The organism is Saonia sp. (assembly GCF_056326165.1).
In genome coordinates this window covers 36,898-53,757 of the sequence record NZ_JBWFBN010000019.1, presented here as the reverse complement: position 1 = coordinate 53,757, position 16,860 = coordinate 36,898, and the positions used below count along the sequence as shown (strand labels likewise).

17 protein-coding genes and 1 pseudogene are annotated in these 16,860 nt (G+C 33.5%); 8 read left to right on the top strand and 10 right to left on the bottom strand.

Going from position 1 to position 16,860, the window contains the following annotated elements; all coding sequences use genetic code 11:
• The 6 genes from AC000W_RS14050 to AC000W_RS14025 all read left to right on the top strand — a co-directional run.
• Positions 1 to 1,399, top strand: a 1,399-nt coding sequence (locus AC000W_RS14050; protein WP_474749183.1) for a T9SS type B sorting domain-containing protein, incomplete at its 5' end; no start/stop codon positions are given.
• Between the two features lie 7 nt (positions 1,400 to 1,406).
• Positions 1,407 to 2,363, top strand: a complete 957-nt coding sequence (locus AC000W_RS14045; protein ID WP_474749181.1) for a PorP/SprF family type IX secretion system membrane protein — start codon at positions 1,407 to 1,409, stop codon at positions 2,361 to 2,363.
• A gap of 103 nt (positions 2,364 to 2,466) precedes the next feature.
• Entirely contained in the window at positions 2,467 to 2,988 is a 522-nt protein-coding gene (gene idi / locus AC000W_RS14040) for an isopentenyl-diphosphate Delta-isomerase (protein ID WP_474749180.1), read from the top strand.
• 9 nt (positions 2,989 to 2,997) lie between these two features.
• Positions 2,998 to 3,405, top strand: coding sequence for a 6-pyruvoyl trahydropterin synthase family protein (locus AC000W_RS14035; RefSeq protein ID WP_474749179.1), 408 nt, complete (start codon positions 2,998 to 3,000; stop codon positions 3,403 to 3,405).
• A 28-nt stretch (positions 3,406 to 3,433) separates the two neighbouring features.
• Positions 3,434 to 4,402 carry a type I phosphomannose isomerase catalytic subunit gene (locus AC000W_RS14030; RefSeq protein ID WP_474749177.1) on the top strand — a complete coding sequence of 323 codons (969 nt, stop codon included), beginning with the start codon at positions 3,434 to 3,436 and terminating at the stop codon, positions 4,400 to 4,402.
• A 33-nt stretch (positions 4,403 to 4,435) separates the two neighbouring features.
• Positions 4,436 to 4,705 carry a hypothetical protein gene (locus AC000W_RS14025; protein ID WP_474749176.1) on the top strand — a complete coding sequence of 90 codons (270 nt, stop codon included), beginning with the start codon at positions 4,436 to 4,438 and terminating at the stop codon, positions 4,703 to 4,705.
• 79 nt (positions 4,706 to 4,784) lie between these two features.
• Here AC000W_RS14025 and AC000W_RS14020 read toward each other — a convergent pair whose 3' ends face one another.
• From AC000W_RS14020 to AC000W_RS14005, 4 genes are read right to left on the bottom strand one after another with little or no spacing between them, the layout of a single operon-like run.
• Positions 4,785 to 5,483, bottom strand: coding sequence for a DUF4369 domain-containing protein (locus AC000W_RS14020; protein ID WP_474749175.1), 699 nt, complete (start codon positions 5,481 to 5,483; stop codon positions 4,785 to 4,787).
• Between the two features lie 45 nt (positions 5,484 to 5,528).
• Positions 5,529 to 6,791, bottom strand: coding sequence for a DUF819 family protein (locus AC000W_RS14015; protein WP_474749173.1), 1,263 nt, complete (start codon positions 6,789 to 6,791; stop codon positions 5,529 to 5,531).
• Positions 6,792 to 6,829: 38 nt separating this feature from the next.
• Positions 6,830 to 7,627: an HAD family hydrolase gene (locus AC000W_RS14010; protein WP_474749172.1), complete on the bottom strand. Its 798-nt coding sequence runs from the start codon at positions 7,625 to 7,627 to the stop codon at positions 6,830 to 6,832.
• 1 nt (position 7,628) lies between these two features.
• Positions 7,629 to 9,824: a DUF5916 domain-containing protein gene (locus AC000W_RS14005; protein WP_474749171.1), complete on the bottom strand. Its 2,196-nt coding sequence runs from the start codon at positions 9,822 to 9,824 to the stop codon at positions 7,629 to 7,631.
• 172 nt (positions 9,825 to 9,996) lie between these two features.
• Here AC000W_RS14005 and AC000W_RS14000 point away from each other — a divergent pair, with 172 nt between their 5' ends.
• Complete coding sequence (locus AC000W_RS14000; protein WP_474749169.1) at positions 9,997 to 10,770, top strand: S1/P1 nuclease; 774 nt, start codon at positions 9,997 to 9,999, stop codon at positions 10,768 to 10,770.
• A gap of 2 nt (positions 10,771 to 10,772) precedes the next feature.
• On the opposite strand, the gene AC000W_RS13995 is transcribed toward AC000W_RS14000, so the two are convergent.
• Positions 10,773 to 11,372, bottom strand: coding sequence for an alpha-ketoglutarate-dependent dioxygenase AlkB family protein (locus AC000W_RS13995; protein ID WP_474749168.1), 600 nt, complete (start codon positions 11,370 to 11,372; stop codon positions 10,773 to 10,775).
• On the bottom strand, positions 11,372 to 12,244 hold the full coding sequence (locus AC000W_RS13990; protein WP_474749167.1) for an AraC family transcriptional regulator: 873 nt from the start codon (positions 12,242 to 12,244) through the stop codon (positions 11,372 to 11,374). The genes AC000W_RS13995 and AC000W_RS13990 overlap by 1 nt, the downstream gene beginning before the upstream one ends.
• Before the next feature lie 215 nt (positions 12,245 to 12,459).
• Between AC000W_RS13990 and AC000W_RS13985 the strand changes: the two genes are divergently transcribed.
• Positions 12,460 to 13,044 carry a hypothetical protein gene (locus AC000W_RS13985; protein ID WP_474749165.1) on the top strand — a complete coding sequence of 195 codons (585 nt, stop codon included), beginning with the start codon at positions 12,460 to 12,462 and terminating at the stop codon, positions 13,042 to 13,044.
• Between the two features lie 67 nt (positions 13,045 to 13,111).
• On the opposite strand, the gene AC000W_RS13980 is transcribed toward AC000W_RS13985, so the two are convergent.
• The 4 genes and pseudogenes from AC000W_RS13980 to htpG all read right to left on the bottom strand — a co-directional run bounded on the left by AC000W_RS13980 (position 13,112) and on the right by htpG (position 16,740).
• Positions 13,112 to 13,747, bottom strand: a complete 636-nt coding sequence (locus AC000W_RS13980; RefSeq protein WP_474749164.1) for an MOSC domain-containing protein — start codon at positions 13,745 to 13,747, stop codon at positions 13,112 to 13,114.
• Positions 13,748 to 13,786: 39 nt separating this feature from the next.
• Positions 13,787 to 14,197, bottom strand: a complete 411-nt coding sequence (locus AC000W_RS13975; protein WP_474749162.1) for a hypothetical protein — start codon at positions 14,195 to 14,197, stop codon at positions 13,787 to 13,789.
• 230 nt (positions 14,198 to 14,427) lie between these two features.
• Positions 14,428 to 14,786, bottom strand: a pseudogene (locus AC000W_RS13970) (DoxX family protein).
• Between the two features lie 64 nt (positions 14,787 to 14,850).
• Complete coding sequence (htpG, locus tag AC000W_RS13965) at positions 14,851 to 16,740, bottom strand: molecular chaperone HtpG (protein ID WP_474749161.1); 1,890 nt, start codon at positions 16,738 to 16,740, stop codon at positions 14,851 to 14,853.
• Positions 16,741 to 16,860: the final 120 nt, after the last annotated feature.

The window sequence follows — 16,860 nt, the reverse complement described above, 5'->3', positions numbered from 1 at the left end:
GGGCAGTAACCCAGGGGTAATCACCAGAACGTATAGTGTGACAGATGCCGCAGGTAACAGTATTAATGTAACCCAGACCATTACAGTAGATGATACAATTCCTGACATCAGTATAGGAGATGCATCTGCTATTGAAGGTCAAAATATTATTTTTCCAATTACATTAAGTCAAGCAAGATGTTCAGAAGATATTACACTAACATTTACTCTTACTAATGGTACAGCAGATGCAACTGATTATATAACTACAGATGTAACGGTTACAATATTAGCTGGTGATACAACAGCAACAGTGGCAGTGCCAACCATTGATGATACAATTGTTGAAGGAAACGAAGAGTTTACAATAGCAATTAGTACTGTAGTTTCTGGGACTGTAGGAGATATTTCAGATATGGCGGTAGGGCTTATTTTAGACAATGATGTTTTGGTTAGTGATTTGGATGCTGATGATGATGGTATCCTTGATAGTTTTGAAGACCTTAATTTGGACAATGACAATGACCCATCAACTAATCCAACAGATACAGATGGAGATGGTTTTCCAGATTATATGGATGTAGATAGTGATAATGATGGAATCCCAGATAATGTTGAGGCTCAGACTACATCAGGTTATATCCCTCCAAGCGGATTAGATAGCAATAGTAATGGTTTAGATGACGCTTATGAAAGCAATGGCAATGTTGGATTGCTTCCTGAAGATACTGATGGTGATGGTTTACCAGACTACATTGATGAGGATAGTGATAATGATAATATATTGGATGTAATTGAAGCTCATGATTTTAATCAAGATGGTATTGCAGATGTATCTATTATAGGGTCTGATAAGGATAATGATGGTTTGGATGATGGTTTTGAAGGAAGTACAACTATTGATTTGGATGTAAATGACGAAATAGATGACCCAATTAACAACTTACCAAACACAGATTCTGATTCTGAATCTGATTATAGGGACTCTGATGATGATGGTGATGGTATTGAAACTATTGATGAAGATTTGGACGGAGATGGCAACTATATTAATGATGATTCTAATGGAGATGGTATTCCAAATTATTTAGACCCAGATTTAGGTCCAACAGACGAAGAAATAGAAGTATTTAATGTAGTGACACCAAACGGAGATGGAATACATGATGTATTGGTAATAAATGGATTAGAAAATTATCCAAACAATACTATTACCATATTTAATAGATGGGGCGTTTCAGTTTACCAGACAAAGGCATACAATTCACAAGGAAACGTATTTGATGGTACTTCTGAAGGTAGGATAACTGTGAATCAAGACAATAAACTTCCTGTTGGAACGTATTTCTATGTACTGGACTATGAAGATTCATCAGGTAGTATGCAATCCATTTCAGGATATATATACATAAATAGATAAAAGAAAAATGTCAGTTTTCAACAAAAAAAATATTTCATATAAAAAGTTATATCATATCTTATTCTTCTATGCCTCTTTGTTGATGACTATATCCATGTCAGCCCAACAAGATGCCCAGTATACCCAATATATGTATAATACGGTTAGTATTAATCCAGGTTATGCCGGTTCTAGGGGCCATTTAAGTATAGCTGCCTTGCATAGGTCTCAATGGCTTGGATTAGATGGAGCACCTAAAACGCAGACTTTGAACATACATACACCTGTAGGCTATCGAGGAATGGGAATGGGACTTTCAATAGTTAATGATGCTATTGGACCTACATCCGAAACTTATTTTGATATAGATTTTTCATACACCATACATACATCACGGGAGGCTAAATTAAGCTTTGGCTTAAAAGCTAGTGCACATTTATTGGATATTAGGTTTTCTGAATTAAATCAATTTAGTCCAGACCCAACTTTACAACAGGATATTCAAAATAAATTCTCTCCCAATATTGGAGTTGGAGTTTATTATCATACAAATAATTTTTATGCCGGACTTTCTGTTCCTAGATTGTTGGAGACTTCACATTTTGATGAATCCTCTTTATCAACGGCAGCTGAACAAATGAATTTTTACTTTATAACGGGATACGTTTTTGAACTAAACAACTTTTTAAAATTCAAACCAACCATATTGACCAAGGTTACACAAGGCGCCCCATTACAATTGGATTTGTCTGCTAACTTTATGCTAAATGATAAATTTGTTCTAGGTGGTGCTTATCGTTGGGATGCGGCATTTAGTGGTTTGGCAGGATTTCATGCAACAGACCAACTATTCATTGGTATTGCATATGACAGGGAAATAACTGAGTTGGGCCAAGCTATTTTTAATGACGGGTCTTTTGAAGTTATTTTTAGATACGATTTTATAAAGGCACTAGAGAATCTAAAGTCTCCGCGTTTCTTCTAAATTGATTTAATCTTTAATAGTTATAGTGGCACTTTTTAATAAAAGTGCTTTTTTTATGATTGGTATAACTGTTAAAATTAATCAAACCTCGTATTTTTGTTGAATGGAAGAGGAAAACGTGATTTTGGTTAATAAAAATGATGAGCAAATTGGTACTATGCCCAAAATGGAGGCTCATGAAAAAGCAATGCTACACAGAGCTTTTTCTGTTTTTATATTGAATAATCAAGGTGAAATAATGTTGCAGCAACGTGCAGCTGATAAATACCATTCTCCTTTGTTATGGACCAATACTTGTTGTAGTCATCAACGTGAAGGGGAATCTAATGTAGAAGCTGGTAAAAGAAGGCTTCAGGAAGAAATGGGATTTCAGGTGGAACTAGAAGAAGCATTTTCTTTTACTTATAAAGCACCTTTTGATAATGGTCTTACTGAGCATGAGTTTGATCATGTTATGATAGGCTTATATGATGATGAACCAAAAGTAAACCTAGAAGAAGTAGAGGATTGGAAATGGATGCATCCAGAGGAAATTAAAAAAGACATGGCCTTATTTCCAGAAAATTATACGGTTTGGTTTAAAATTATCTTTCAAAAATTTTACGAGTATTTTCATAAAAAATAAGCTGTAATCATGAAAGTAAAAGTCAGTAGAAAAGCACATTTTAATGCAGCCCACAGGTTGTACAGACCAGATTGGAGCAACGAAAAAAATGCAATGATTTTTGGAAAATGTAGTAACCCAAATTTTCATGGACATAATTATGAACTTGTTGTTAGTGTAACAGGTGAGATTGATGCTGAAACTGGTTTTGTAATGGATATGAAAATTTTAAAAACCCTTATTAGGGATGAAATTGAAGATGCTTTTGACCATAAGAATTTGAATATTGAGGTTCCAGAATTTAAGAATTTGAATCCAACGGCAGAAAACATAGCTATGGTTATTTGGAATAAATTAAGACCTCACATAGACGTTTCAAAAGAGTTGGAAGTAGTATTATATGAAACACAACGAAATTATGTAACCTATCCAGGTTAGAATCAATATTAAAACTTCAAAAAGAAAAATGAAATTATATCCATTGAAATTTAACCCAATCCTAAAAGAAAGATTGTGGGGAGGTACAAAACTTAAAGATGTACTGGGAAAACCAATTGAGAATGATATAACTGGGGAAAGTTGGGAGCTGTCAACAGTAAAAGGAGATATTTCAATTGTTTCCAATGGGGAGCTGGCTGGCACATCGCTTCAAGATTTAATTGATAAAAATGCTGAAGAATTGTTAGGCAAAAGTGTTGTAAAACGTTTTGGAAAGGAATTTCCCATTCTCATAAAATTTATTGATGCAAAACAGGATCTTTCAATTCAATTGCATCCCAATGATGAATTGGCAAAAGAACGTCATGATTCTTTTGGAAAAACAGAAATGTGGTACATCATGAATGCTGATGAAGGTGCAAATCTCATAGTTGGGTTTAATAAAAATGTTACAAAAGAAGAGTACTTAGAAAGTATGGAGGATAATACTTTGTTGGATTTGTTGAATTATGAAACAGTAAAAGAGGGAGATACTTTTTTTATCAATACAGGGAAAATTCATGCAATTGGTGCAGGAGTTCTTTTAGCTGAAATTCAACAGACCTCAGATGTTACCTATCGTGTTTTTGATTTTAATCGTAGAGATAAAAATGGAAACCTTAGAGAGCTACATACGGAAATGGCCATAGATGCCATTGACTATACCAAGAAAGATGATTTTAAGGTCGAATATTCTGCCGAGGCAGATAAAGTGAACTCCATGGTAGATTGTCCTTATTTTAAAACTAATTATATTAATCTTTCTAAGGACATGAAGCAAGATATTACTAGTAGGGATTCTTTTACCATTTATATGTGTGTGGATGGCAATGTTGTTATTGAAAATGGAATGGGGGAAGCCAATATTAAGAAAGGGGAAACTATTTTAATTCCTGCAAACACCAATGAAATATCATTTAAAACAAATAGTGCTAAATTATTAGAAGTTACTATTTAATCAATAAAGAGTATTTTTGTAAAAAATAGAATTATGGCAAGCATAAGAGATTTAAAAAAAGATATCAATTTTGTGTTAGGAGATATTATTGAGGCTGTTTACGTATGGGAAGCAACTTCAAAAAAACCTGATTCAAAAGAAGGTTCCAGTATTATAGATGGTGCAATTAAAATTTTTGATGACTTAATGGCGAAAGTGAATAAGAAAGATGTGGACAATAGACAGGCGCATCTTAAAAAAGTCCGTGTGGAGCTGGAAGAAAAGGCAACAGGCCTTATAGAGAAGCTGAACAAGCTGTCTTAACAATCAATCAAGAACTTTAAATATAAAAAAAGCATCCATGTTGTGGATGCTTTTTTTATATTTAACGGAGAAGCTTAGCTTATTTTATGCGTTCTAGATAAGCCGTTAATTCTTTACCATATTTGGAGTTTATAACTTCAGGCGTTAATGAATTGTATATAGAATCCAAATACTTTTTGTTGGCATCTGGAATTTCTTTTATAGCAATATATGGGGCTATATAAGAGTCTTTGTTGTTTATGGCAAAATTGATAGAATACAGGTATCCTCCAAGAATATTTCTATCACTCGCTTTTTTTATAGAATCCATCACCAAAGAATCTTTAGGAATCTCTGGGTCATAAGCAGCTTGAAGTATTTCCAAGTTTTTCATGGTGTATCTAGACATTACTTTTCTGTATTCTTCTAATTTTTCATGAGATTGGGAACCAGTAATTTTCGCCTTGGTATCAAAAGTATTCCAAGCTGTATTTATGGTAATTATACCTGGCTCACCAAAGAAGGTGATTCTGTCATTAATATCATTATTATCTTCTTTATTTAGATAGAGATAAAAAATTTCTGGACTTTCCAATTCTGTTTTAAAGGTAAAATTACCATCGCCAGCAATTTGTATAGAATCAATTGTTACTACAGTTGAATCTGGTACTTTTTGCAAATACAGCACTCCTTTTTTTAACCCTTTAATGTTTCCGGTAACCGTCATGGTATTTTCTGTGTCACTGCCACAAGCCATTAGGATGGCACTAAAAACTATCAAAAATAAAATCTTCTTCATTTTACATATTTAGAGCGGCAAATATCATTAAAGTTTGCGGAAATACTAAACTTTTGATGCAATTTCCATGAGATAGGCACATAACAGGGCTCCCCCAGTTCCTACGACATATCCTAGAACGGCCAATAGGACACCTACGGATGTAAGTGATGAGTGAAATTCCGCAGCGACCACAGGGGCAGACGCAGCACCACCAACGTTGGCCTGACTTCCAACAGTTAAAAAGAAATAAGGTGCTTTTATGACCTTGGCAACCAATATCATAAGCCCTGCGTGTATTACAATCCAAATAAGTCCTATTAATATTAATCCAGGATTTTCCAATACTCTTCCCAAATCCATTTTCATACCAATGGTTGCTACTAAAATATAAATAAACATACCGCCAATTTTACTGGCACCAGCTCCTTCATAATTTTTGGCCTTAGTAAATGATAATGCAATTCCTATGGCTGTAGCTAAAACAACCATCCAAAAGAAACCAGACCCCAAAAAGGATAAAAAGCTCTTCTTGTCACTCACGGCATCAAAAGTAGTGGTGAGAAAATTACTGATATGTCCACCAAAGAAATGTGCAATCCCAACCCCTGTAAAGGCAAAGAAAAGCATCATCATATAATCTTTTAATGTTGGTACCCTTGTAATTTTTTCGGTGAATTCTGACACTTTAATCTTTAATGTTTCTATAGCAGATGTATCTGCCTTTAGCCATTTATCTATCCTCTTTGTTTTACCAATTCCTAGAAGGAGGATTGCCATCCATATATTGGCAACTACAATATCTACCAAAACCATTCCCCCATATTTTTCAGGGTTGTACTGAAAAATCTCTAACATGGCAGCTTGGTTAGCACCGCCGCCAATCCAGCTTCCTGCAATAGTAGATAGCCCTCTCCAAATGGCGTCAAAATCATTGCCACCAACAGTTTCAGGAGAAAAAATGGAAACTATCAAAATTGCAATAGGTCCTCCTATTATAATACCAAAGGAACCTGTTAAAAACATAATTAAAGCCTTAGATCCTAAGCTTTTAATTGCTTTTAAATCTATGCTCAAGGTCATTAAAATTAGCGCAGCTGGGAGCAAGTACCTACTTGCCATAAAATACAATTTGGAAATGTCATCAGAAATGACACCCAAACTTGCCAAAATAGCAGGTAATAGGTAGCACATTAAGACGGCAGGAACAATGGAATAGAATTTTTTCCAAAAACCTATGTTTATTGAAGATGTGTAAAATATAAAACCTAAGCAGAGGGTAAGTAAGCCAAAAACAACGGTGTCATCAGTAATAAAAGGTTGATTCATTTAAAAGGGAATTTAGGTCCTTTCCAAATATAGGTAAATTAGAGGTGTTCTTTAATATAATGGGCAACTCCATGTTCTGTATTGGATAGGGTTACATAATCTGCAATAGCCTTAAGCTCTTCTCTTCCATTGGTAACGGCCACGCCACAACCCACATGTTTCAACATTTCCATATCATTGTAATTATCACCAAATGCAATTACTTTTTTAAGGGCATCTTTATTGGGCAATAGTAATTTTATGGCAGATAATTTGGATACAGATATCGGGGCAACTTCAATTAAAGTATCATTAGAACGATATAGATGTAGATATAGCCCTAGTTTTTTTTGAAGAATTGGAAATAATAAATCTGAGCTTTCCTTTGTACCCATCAACATGATTTTATGAGCTCCAATTTCTCTTTGCTTCCAATCTTCTAGAGTGTTTTTTGTATTTCTAAATTTTGGAACTGCATGTGTATATTTTATCTCTTTTTGCACCCGTTCGGAATCTTCCTCTACATACCATTCATCTTTATAATAAAGTCCTAATTTAACTTGATTTTTTTTAGCTAAATCATAGACTTTTTCCACATATTCCATGTCCATAAATGTTGACGCTAGTTCGTTTTCACCATCCATAACAAGTGCCCCATTATAGCAAATTATGGGTTCGTTCATGATTCCCAATCTTTCTTGTAAATACGTCATGGATTTTGGCATTCTTGCAGAAACCAGAACAATTTGTGTGAATTCTTTTATTCTTGAAATTTCTGAAATGGTAAAATCTGAAACATTATCTTTTGTAGACAATAGTGTTCCGTCCAAATCGGAACATAACATTTGGAATTTCATATTAAATATTTAGCCAGTAGGTAAATTTAAGATTGATAGATCGGTACTTGGGACTAAAGGTGTTTACAAAATAATTGTCGTTGTAAACAATGAACAAATCAGACAATGGAGCAAAACGCCATTGCAATCTGGAATTGAAGCCCAAATTATCATCTTGATTACTGTACTGTATAAGAGTGGACCAAAAGACCGATTTATTGAACGTAATATTTATTCGTGGACTCAGGAGCCATAGATCAGCACTGGGATAGGGATCGGGCAAATCTATTTTATTATAGTTAAGTGCCAATGACAAAGAGACTTTTGGTTGAAACCTAAAATTAAATAGCCCTTCCATGGATAGACGATTGCCGTTATAGAATTTTCCGAAATCTGGTTTTAGCGAATATGAAAAGGTTTTCCTGCGATCGGACATGAATTCCAATTGAAAACTTGTGTAATGGTAGCCTTGATCTGCTGGCAGCGGTATTGCACCATCCGTACTAGTCGGGTCAAAAGTATCCGTTAAAAAAGTATATCTGTTAAACATTTTCGCAGATAATTCAGTTTGGTTTTTAAATTTAGCTTCCCACGCTGAAAATAAGGTGTAGTCCGTATTTTTATAATCTAGGGTAGGTTTCCATAAATAGTTTGGGCTAAACCTAAAACCATGGGAGTTTAATTTTCCTTTTTTGGGCCAGAATACGTATTCTATGCGCGGTCTCATAACTAACATATCAGTCCTTCTTACAAAACCAAGATCAGACCTAAAATCATTCCCAACGTAATTTCCTTTTAACCTTAAATTTAAGTTTCTTGAGTTATACATTAATTCCATTCCAGCAGAACCATCATCATCCCCAATATCATGAGCAAAGGATTTGTGTGCGTAGAACTTTCCTACCCATGTATTGTCCTGTGATGCTAGATTATAATCCAAACCAACAACCCTGTTGTACCTGTCCGTTTCATCAAGAAAATCGTAGTCTTTAAATGTTTCTCTGTTCACAAAAATGAAGCTTAGGTTGGATCGGGAGAACATTTTTTTCTGGAGGGCAAATACAGTGTTGTTGTTACTGGCAACTTCATTTTCCAAATCCTCCTCGGTCTGTATGTTCAACAGTCCTATTCTCCAATCTTGGTTTAACTTTCCACTTAATCTAACACCACCAATAATTCCATTCTCAATGGTTTCATCATCCTTGTTTTTTGTTAGACCAATTCTTCTTGAAAAAAATGGGTTACCATCTCGATTATCCCCAAAGGTGCCAAAAAGGTCATTGTTATCTATAAAGAATTGACGCCGTTCTGGTAAAGAAACCTCAAACCTAGTTAGGTTGGTTACAATATTGTCTACCTCAACATTTGAAAAATCAGGATTTATGGTGAGGTCCAGGTTCATACCATTCCCTATGGCCACTTTGGCATCACCCCCAAAATTAATATCTGTAAGGTTGTTATTTGTATCAAAATCTTTTGCAGATATAGTATTAACATAAGGTATAATTGCCAGTGGAGTTCGTGATTTCCCCAAAGGTTTTTCAAAATACATATCGCCCATAAAGGCAAGATTGATGATTATCTGGTTCTGTGGAATGTGCATCCATGTACTACGTTCGTTCAGGTGCATATCAAATTTATAGCTGTTAAAACGCCATTTGGTCTCACCTTCCTTGAATTTGAATGAAGTTAAGGGTATAGCAATTTCTGAAGTATAATACCCGTCATAAATTTTAGATTCTCCTCGCCATTTAACATCCCATGAAGTGGTAAACCCCCTTATATCTGCTCCTCCGTTGGATACTAAAGCTTCCCTGCGGACACCATAGGGGTTTATACCAAATAGAAAAGCATTGGTGCCATCATTAAAAGTATCAAAGAGCAAACTAACACTGTCTGTTCCGCCTGCTCTATAATCCCTTTGAAGGGATGTTATTATAAAATCATTGCTTTCTGTTTTAACTGTAATTCCTATATACAATACTTCATCTGTATAAAGCATTTTTATATCTGTTGGAAGTTGAGACAGAATAGAATCTGATGGAAAATATTGATGAAAATCATGGGCGCTTTCAGCACTTTCCCATATGGATTCATCAAGAATACCATCTATATCTATACTCTCTGAAATGTATTTTACAGTGAACTTTTTGTTTTCTTGCCCATAACAAGAAATAGTAACAGTTAAAAAGAAAAGGCAGCGTAAGATTCTCGCCATAGTTTTTTTGATAAGTTGGTGATTCAAATTTAAGCCTTTAAAGCGTTAAAAAAATCCCAAATTTTATTGCTTAAGTGTATTTGGGACATTAAGAATAAAATGGGGATTAAATTATTGAATTAGTACTATAACCTACTGTTCATTTTTTTATTTTTGAAAAAACTCTTTTGTTATGAAAAAAGCCTGTCTTTTGTTTTTTATGTGTGTACAATTTTCTTTTGCAAATGATATGGTATGGTCCAAAACGGGACATAGAGTAATCGGTGAAGTGGCACAAGAATATATAAAGAGTAAAACCAAGCGGGAACTTAAAAAATTGTTGGGTACGGAAAGTTTGGCCTCTGTTGCTAATTTTGCAGATGAAATTAAGGCAGACAGAAGTTTTTCCAAATATTCGGCATGGCATTATGTTAATTTTCCTGCCGATAAAAAGTATACCGATGTAGAACCCAGCCAATATGGAGATATTATGATTGGTATTCAAAAATGTACTGAAATAGTAAAAGATGAAAATAGTACTAGGGACGACAAGATTTTTTACTTAAAAATGCTAATTCATTTAGTAGGAGACCTACATCAACCTATGCATGTGGGGCGTTTAGAGGATAAAGGAGGTAATGACCTTCAGTTAGAATGGTTTGGCAGGGGTACTAATTTGCATCGACTTTGGGATTCCAATATGATTGATGATTATGGACTAAGCTATACTGAACTTGCCAATAAGCTTCCAAAATTGTCCCGTGAAGAGCAGAAAACTATGCAGCAAGGAACTATTTTTGATTGGGTAGAAGAGTCCCAGGAACTGGCAAATGAATTGTATGATTCTGTTGAGGTAGGAGAAAAAGTAGGTTATAAATACAGTTATAAATATTGGGGGACAGTTGAAAAGCAGTTACAAATAGGTGGAGTACGTTTGGCTAAAGTCCTTAATGACCTTTTCAAATAATTTTATTGGATTACTCTAAAAGTTAGGTTTATTCTTTCTCCAATTTGCTTCGTTGTTTTTGGAAGTTGATGTAACCAATGATGCTGGGTAGTACCTTGCATTAATAAAAGACTTCCATGTTCCAATAATATTTTATGTTTTAAAGATGTGTTTGTTTTATGTTTTAAATGAAAATAACGATTATATCCAAAAGAGACAGATGCAATAATTGGGTTTTCTCCTAGTTCTTTTTCATCATCTGCATGCCACCCATTGCTATCCTTTCCATTTCTATATAAATTAAGCAAACACGTTGTGAAAGATTTTTTAATATTGTTTTCTATTTGTTGTTTTATTTTAAAAAGTACACCACTAAACTCATGAGGTTGCATTGTAATGTTAGAGTAAGAATAGGGTTTTTCATTGTTTCCAAATAGAGCTGTTAGCCTAGGCTGTGGGTAGGTTTTTCCATAAACAAAAATATTATCTTGTTGCCAAGGAACTGTAGTTTTTAATTTTTGAAAATAATAATCAGCTTTTTCAACACTAAAAAACCTTGGGAAATAGCTAATATCACTATCAGGAAGTTTTAGTTTTATTTCTTCAGTAAACAAACGTTCCACTATTGTAAAACTGTTTTTAGCTGATTTCTATATTCAGATGGGCTATGCCCTGTAAATGCCTTAAAAGATTTATTAAAATGTGAGAAATTGTTGAATCCGCTTTCAAAACAAACTTCTGTTATACTAATAGGTTTTTCTGCCAATAATTTGGATGCATGGACCAACCTATATTCGTTAACAAACTGTGTAAATGTTTTATTGGTTATTTTTTTAAAATAACGGCAGAAAGAAGGCACTGTCATACTTACCAAATTAGAAATCTCATCTAAAGTAATTTCTTCTTTAAAATTTGTTTTCACAAAATTGAAGACAACATTAATTCTATTATTGTCTTTAACTTCTGTTTCCAAAGAAAAGCCTTCCGCGTTTAAGACCTTAAACTCTTGAGAGTTTCCCAATTCATTTAAAATATTTAAAATGGACAACAATCTTTGAAAATCTGTTTGATATTCTAATATTTCTATTTTTTCTCCAATAATAGTTTTGGTCTTGCCATAGAAGGCAACCCCGCCTTTGGCTACTTCAAAGAGATTATGTATTTTTTTCATTTCAGGAATGTTAAAAAAACCATTTCCTAAAAAATCCTCTTTCATTTGGACTACACTCTCACTTTTATTACCAGTGAGTTTATCTGTAAAACCACAATGTGGCAGGTTAGAACCAATAAGAATTAAATCTCCATTGGTATAAAAAGACATGTGGCTTCCAATTTGACGTTTTCCTGTACCACCATTAACATAGACTAATTCTAATTCTGGATGAAAGTGCCAAGTATTGTTATTATTCTCCTTATCCTCATCAAATTTTTGATATGTAAAAGAGTGACCAAAATCTGGCTCTATAGATTCAAAAGTAGGCTTTTGTTTTATCATGTTTTTTTAATTGATAGTATAAAGTTAGTTAAGCCATTTACAGGAAATATTTACAAAATTAACCAAAATAGATGCTTAATTACCACTTAACAATATATTAACGTTGTTTTAGGGTAAAATAGTACATAAATAGGAAAAATGTGAGGTAGTATGGGTTAGATGTCAGCTGTAAGTTTGTACTATAAATGATTTATAAATTTTAAATCTTAAATGTTATGAAAACAATTTTGAAAATTACTGCGATTATTGCCATTATGTTCACTACAGTAGCGGGCATGGCAAAAGAACTTAATCATTCTTTAAAGGCTACTACAGATGCCAAAAGTTTGGTTTTTCACATGGATACCCAATCCAAAGAAACATCGGTTAAGCTTTTAGATACGAAAGATATAGTAATCTATTTTGAAACAGTGACTGAGGAAAGTTATGATAAGAAATTTAATGTAAGCAAACTTGACAATGGGTTTTATACTCTTAAAGTAGAAAATTCTTTAAAAGTAATTAAGTATTCTATTGATATTGAAAATGGTTTGGTAACTGTTTTAGAAGTTATAGAAAATTTGAAACCAATTTTTAGAACTAAAGAAAATATGGTTTATGTTAACCTTCTAAATCTTGATAAAGAATCAGTTGAAATTAAAGTATATGATAGTAACAATAGAGTAGTTTTTAATGAAACATTGAAAGACGAGATATTGATAGAAAAAGCTTTCAATTTTGAAAATGCATTAAACGACAATTATATGGTTGTGGTAAAAGACAGCAATGACACATACTACAAAGAAGTCATTGTTGATTAAGTTAGTTTATTTTTAAGTTAAGTTAATTTTATTTCAGGAGAAAAGGGGGTTGGGTAGCCCCCTTTTTTTATGGGGTATACTTTTTTAGCCTTTTTCTTTTATATTCAGGAACGGCCATATTTTCCAAAGCCATGTGCAATAGATTTTTATTTTTTTCCTTTTGTAGTATTACTTGGTATAGTTGCTGGGTTGTTAAACCATTTTGGTTTTGCTCCACAAGTTCCATGGTATCACCAATTTTTACCTCGCCCTCTTCCAAAATTTTAAGGTAGGTTCCTGGATGACCATGTTCTATAAATTCTTTTAGGATTTTTTGATCACCAAACCTAACTCCAAGTTTATAACATGGTTCCCTTGGTTGCGAAATTTGCACCAATGCTGTTCCTAATCTATATATATCTCCAACACTTATTATAGATTCATCTAACCCTTCCATAGTAAGGTTTTCACCAAACATGCCCCAATTCCATTCTAGGTCTGGATACTTTTCTTGCCAATAGGGATAATAACTTGTTGAGAATAAATAACAAGCCTTATTTTCACCACCATGGTGAACACGGTCTATTAAAGTATCATTTTTTACATCCTTTTTGGTGAGAAATAGGGATTGGTCAACAGGATATTTAAAAATGCCGGTCTGTTCTTCTTTTCCATTCCACATAAATGTGGTGGACTGCCCTATATTGGTTGAAATGACTTTCATAACATAAAGATAGAAAAATCATATGTATAGGTGTTGAATTTATAAATGTTTAGGAATGTTAACTGTATTTAAGGAAGGAACGTATTCAATTAGGTTAATGCTTATATCATCTTCCCCAATGTTTTCTAGGTCGCAAATCAATTCATTATTCACAAATTCCCAATAATCCACATCTTCTTTATCAAACTGTACCAAGCATATTTTACCATCTTTAAATCTAGAAATGGCAATTCCGCCTGTTAAACATATCCAATTGTAATTGGTTCTTTGGATTCTAAAAGGAAGCCTTTCTCCTGGTTTTAATGATATATTCCAAAGTCTAATGCTTTCATTTTCAAACAACAAAGAGCTTCCCAATGGTTCATTGAGATTAATATTGTCTAATTCTTTTTTTAATTTTTTGCTCCAAGGATCAAAATTTCCTGCAGGATTTATTACTGTTAATTTCATAGCGCATAATTTATTTTTTAGAGAAACCCTAGAAAAGGGAGTTCAACAGATTTTATAGGATATTTGGGGAGAATAACCGATAATAACTTTCAACCAATACTTAAATAAGGAATATTCAAAATATTCACAATTATTTTGAGTATATGATTAATAAAATGTCTATCAGGAGTTGGTTGTGTATAAATTTTATAAAAAAAGTGATAATAACTCAAATTTATTATGTTAAATTTTTAAAGTGCCAAATAAAAATATGCCCAATAAACAAGCAAAAATTGAAGAAGTATTCTTAGTACTAAAACCCATTTTGGTATCCCCAATGAGGCTTTCTCTTCTTGCAACATATAAATATGTACTAGGAGGAATATTGCTAGCATAACAATAATACCGTAAATAGATAAATTTTTTGTGATAGAAAACATAATCCTATACCCAAAAGAAGTTCTGCTGCACCGCTTAAATAGACCAAGAGTTTATGGTTGGGAAGATATCTGGGCATTATTCTCATATATGCCCTTGGTTTGGCAAAATGAAAAATACCAGAAACCATATAGATAACTGCCATTAAATATAGATGCCAAGGGTAGTCCATGCCTAAATATAAAAACAAAAAGGTCAACAAATGAATGTTGACCTTTTTATCTATACTATTATAATTATTTTATCATTTCGTAGCTTCTTTTTATAAAGTTGGTGAGTTCCTCACCTTTTAGAAGCCCTTTAGATAAACGTGCCAAATCTAAGGATTGATTGATTAATCGTTCTCTTTTCTTAGCTGTTTTTGTGCCTAGAATTTCGCCTACCAATTCATGGTTTGTATTTACGATAAGATTGTACATCTCTGGCATATTGCCCATGCCAAACATACCGCCTCCACCACCAGTTTGTTGCATTTCTTTCATTCTACGCATAAACTCTGGTTCTGTAATAATAAAAGGAGATGCAGCACTATCCATAGCTTCTAATTGTATAGTATAGCCTTTTTCTTTGATAGCTTCTTCTAAATTGATTTTAAGACTTTCTTTTTCCTCATCGGACAATTTAGAAATTTGTGTATCCTCTTTTTTAATTAGGTTATCCAAATGGTCCGCATCTACACGTGCAAAAGATAGTTTCTCTTTAGAAGTCTCTAATTTTTGCATTAGGTGCGATATAATTGGCGAATCCAACAATAAGACTTCAAACCCTTTTGCCTTGGCAGCTTCAATATAACTGTGTTGAGCTTCTTTGTCCGATGCATAAAGAACTACCAATTTCTCATCCTTATCAGTCTGGTTGTCCTTTATTTTTTCTTGAAGTTCCTCGAAAGTAAAGAACTTACCATCTACTGTTGGATAGAGTGCAAATTTGTCAGCCTTTTCAAAGAACTTATCATCAGAAAGCATTCCATACTCTATAACGAGCTTAATATCATTCCATTTTGCTTCAAAATCTTCCCGATTGTTTTTGAACAAAGAAGATAATTTATCTGCAACTTTTCTACTTATATAAGATGATATTTTTTTAACAGCACCATCCGCCTGTAAATATGAACGAGAAACATTTAAAGGAATATCTGGAGAATCTATTACACCACGTAACATGGTTAAAAATTCTGGTACAATTCCTTCTACATTATCGGTCACAAAAACCTGATTTTGATAAAGCTGAATCCTATCCTTCTGTATGTTGAGGTCATTTGTCAACTTTGGAAAATAAAGAATCCCCGTTAGGTTAAAAGGATAATCCACATTAAGGTGAATGTTAAAAAGAGGCTCCTCAAACTGCATTGGGTAAAGTTCCCTATAAAACCCTTTATAATCCTCCTCTTTAAGATCCGCAGGCTGTTTTGTCCATGCTGGGTTAGGATTATTTATAATATTATCTACTTCCTTTGTTGGAGCTGGGTCTTCTTCTTTTGCACCTTCTGGTTTTGGTAAAGTTTCAGTTTTAGTTCCAAACTTAATAGGGATGGGCATAAACTTGTTATACTTGCTCAATAGCCCACTTATTCTACTTTCTTCCAAAAACTCTGTAGAGTCTTCTGCTATATGAAGAATAATTTCTGTACCCCTATCTTTTTTATTAGACTTCTTTAGAGAAAAATTGGGAGAACCATCACATGACCAATGAGCTGCAGGCTCATCTTTATAACTTTTGGTAATTATCTCTACTTTTTCTGCTACCATAAAGGCAGAATAAAAACCAAGACCAAAATGACCAATAATGCCAGAATCTTTGGCACCGTCATCATATTTATTTAAGAACTCCTCAGCTCCAGAGAAAGCCAATTCGTTTATATATTTTTTAACCTCCTCGGCTGTCATCCCAATACCTTGGTCAATAACATGCAACTTTTTGCCTTCTTTATCTATTTTAACCTCTAATCTAGGATTGCCATATTCAACTTTGGCCTCACCAATAGATGTAAGGTGCTTCAATTTTAGGGTAGCATCCGTACCATTGGAAATAAGCTCACGAAGAAAAATTTCGTGGTCACTATAAAGGAACTTCTTTATTAAGGGAAATATGTTCTCAACGGAAACATTAATTTTACCTGTAGCCATACTTCAATATATTTTTTATGTTAATGGTATTAGGTAGTCAAAAAAAATACCATAGTGTGCAATAGTGACAAACTGACACTTTTTACGTTTTTTGTATCTTGGCTTTGATTTCTTCTTATA